General features: G+C 48.6%; 4 protein-coding genes. 1 reads left to right on the top strand and 3 read right to left on the bottom strand.

The genetic code is table 11. From position 1 onward, the window contains the following. A partial coding sequence (locus PN477_RS05480; protein WP_272147057.1) for a J domain-containing protein occupies window positions 1-575 on the top strand: 575 nt, incomplete at its 5' end. 4 nt (window positions 576-579) lie between these two features. Here PN477_RS05480 and PN477_RS05475 read toward each other — a convergent pair. The 3 genes from PN477_RS05475 to PN477_RS05465 all read right to left on the bottom strand — a co-directional run bounded on the left by PN477_RS05475 (window position 580) and on the right by PN477_RS05465 (window position 2,015). Then, window positions 580-1,257, bottom strand: coding sequence for a Uma2 family endonuclease (locus PN477_RS05475; protein ID WP_272121116.1), 678 nt, complete (start codon window positions 1,255-1,257; stop codon window positions 580-582). Window positions 1,258-1,351: 94 nt separating this feature from the next. Beyond that, window positions 1,352-1,687, bottom strand: a complete 336-nt coding sequence (locus tag PN477_RS05470) for a HepT-like ribonuclease domain-containing protein (protein WP_417158755.1) — start codon at window positions 1,685-1,687, stop codon at window positions 1,352-1,354. After that, window positions 1,659-2,015 carry a nucleotidyltransferase family protein gene (locus PN477_RS05465; RefSeq protein WP_272121120.1) on the bottom strand — a complete coding sequence of 119 codons (357 nt, stop codon included), beginning with the start codon at window positions 2,013-2,015 and terminating at the stop codon, window positions 1,659-1,661. The genes PN477_RS05470 and PN477_RS05465 overlap by 29 nt, the downstream gene beginning before the upstream one ends. Window positions 2,016-2,507 lie beyond the last annotated feature (492 nt).

The following is a 2,507-nucleotide window of genomic DNA, read 5'->3' as shown; positions in this document are numbered from 1 at the left end:
CCGCGATCGCGGTGTTATTCTGGATTCACTCATTATTCTGTGCCATTAATCCGGTGGATCTAGCAGCGTGCTACCAATTACTAGGGCTGGAGTGGGGTTCGCCCCTGCCCGAAATCAAGGCGGCCTATCGTCGATTGGCGCGTCAGTATCACCCCGATATGCATCCCCACAATCCTACGGCGGTGCAGGCTCAGTTTGTGGCCTTGACCCACGCCTATGAACAGCTACTCCAAGCCCAGTCCTTACCCGGCACCACCGCCTTTCCGGCCACATCGGAGCAGGATCAACAGCTTAAACGCCAGGCCTACCGTAATTTGCAACCCCTGTTGCGCAAGGGACGGTTTGCGCGGGCGGTGGCGTTGATCGAAGGCTTGGCGATTCGGCTGCCGGATGATCCAGAGGTGCGACAATGGCAAGCGATCGCCTACTATCAATGGGGCAAATCCTTGATCGACCAAGGCCACGCCACCAAAGCGAAAATCTACCTCCGCAAAGCCCTCCGCACCGACCCCCACAACCGCACCCTCTGGGCCGAAGTGGAGCACCAAGTCCATCGCCTCGCCCAAGTCCGTTAAGGGGTTAGGACTGTACGCCACCGTTTAAGGTGCTCGGATCAATCCCTAACTCGCGCAACTTAGCAAAGGCGCGATCGCGCTGCTGTTGTGCTTTGTCCCGCTCTGCTAAGATGTCCCCCGGATCGTTGAACGGTTTCCCATCGGGATGGAACACCGCCAACCCCTCCGCCGCTGACCAGGTGAACTGAATCCCCAAAAGCGGCGATGACCATGGCAGAGTCAGGGGCATAATGCTCTCAAAATCATCGTCAACGCTAGAGCGCACATAGCCCATAAAATCGGGCAGATCCGGATTGTAGAGATAAAACTCTAAGACCCCATACTGACGATAAAAATCGAGTTTTTTGAGCATTTCTAGAGCCGTATTACTCGGCGACAGAATTTCAAACACCACCTGCGGCGCAATCCCCCCTTCTTCCCATTGTTTATAGCTGCCGCGCCGACCGGGGGGACGGTCTAAGGCAACCAAAACATCCGGGGCTTGGCACGGAACCGGCGGCTCGGTCACTTGGACGGGATACCACAGCAGATCTCCCGCGATAAAGGCAGTGCGATCGCGCAGTAAATACTTCAGATTCGCCACGAGCCGAACAATCCAATCATACTGAAGCGTATTTTCAGCCATCGGTTGACCATCCGAATCAGGGTATAACACTTGAGGCGATCGTGGCGCTTGAACCATAATGCTCACCCGTGAAAATGTATGTCGCTCATTATAATCAATGTATTCTTATTTTCGCACTATCTGGAGACTTCACAACGTCTCTCATTCACTCTCAAGAAGCTGGCAAGAGTGGGGCAATAAGTTCCATGAGTTCTGGAATATCATATTGAATCACATCCCATAATGTCTCCAAATTGACGCGATCATATTGATGGGCGAGAATATCCCGCATTCCCGCAATATCTTTCCAGGGAATATGATTGTAAGTGTTGCGAAAATCGGTAGATAGTCGCTTGGTTGCTTCCCCAATCACAATCACTTGGTAGAGAATAGCTGATTTTTTTTCTTCGTTACCTTCTAAGCTAGCTTTAGTCAAATTGGAGGAGAACAGCAAAATACGCTGTGAAGCCTGATAAATATCAAGGATTGTCGCCTGATCCCTGTTCATAGACAATTTGAGTTGTTCTGAAGATTTCATGCTGTCGTATCCAATTATCGCTCATCTGCACCGAAGCTTCGACTACTAAATCAATCGGTCGATGGAGGCAGGATTCTAGCTCATGTTTGATTTTTGCGAGGGTTAATAATCCTTGTCTGGCATCGGGTGCAAAGGTAATGAGCAAATCGATATCACTTTCGGCATGAAAATCATGGCGCAAGATTGATCCAAATACTGCCATTTTTGTAATGCCCCATCGCTGACAGAAATCAATAAGTTCCTGGCGCGATAATTTAAAGCGATTGTTTAAACTAGGCTGAAGATCGAGAGGTAGCATTATGATTGACTATGGTTTTAGGATAGAGCAACCTAATTTAGGTGTGATTTTTTGACTTTTGAATAGCACGATCGTCCACATGTTCTCAAGCTGGTAATTTTTGAAACTCAGATAGCGCGAAGAATTCATTCAGAGTCCAAAGTTGAGTAAAAATGCTTGTTAGCTGGGTAAGTAACGTGGATTAACGGTCAGGGTGACTCGGTGTAGATTTAGTGTAGCTCTATCTTAAATGCAAAAAGAGGACTCCCGCTACACCGTTAGGTTAGCGGTGAGATGAATTTTTGCCAACAAATAAACCGACCAACGGGAGACGACTGATGAATTCAGTTTTGTGTTAAAATCGGCAGGCCGACGCACCCAAGTGTGCCTAGAGAGGCAAGATTGGTGGTTCTCGCCAGATAAAATGTCCGACCAAAAAGAAATACCTGATCACAGGGGCGGCATAGTTTATGAAGGAGAAATCGAAACATAACTAAGTTTTTGTTGTCTGCT

This window comes from Spirulina subsalsa CS-330 (assembly GCF_028330765.1).
In the GTDB taxonomy this organism is placed as follows: Bacteria; Cyanobacteriota; Cyanobacteriia; order Cyanobacteriales; family Spirulinaceae; genus Spirulina; species Spirulina subsalsa_A.
This window is presented reverse-complemented; position numbering and strand designations above follow the sequence as displayed.

Excerpts from the sequence above, each read along its gene's own strand:
- PN477_RS05470 (WP_417158755.1), bottom strand. The coding sequence starts at position 1,687 with ATGAACAGGGATCAGGCGACAATCCTTGATATTTATCAGGCTTCACAG.
- PN477_RS05475 (WP_272121116.1), bottom strand. The coding sequence starts at position 1,257 with ATGGTTCAAGCGCCACGATCGCCTCAAGTGTTATACCCTGATTCGGAT.
- PN477_RS05465 (WP_272121120.1), bottom strand. The coding sequence starts at position 2,015 with ATGCTACCTCTCGATCTTCAGCCTAGTTTAAACAATCGCTTTAAATTA.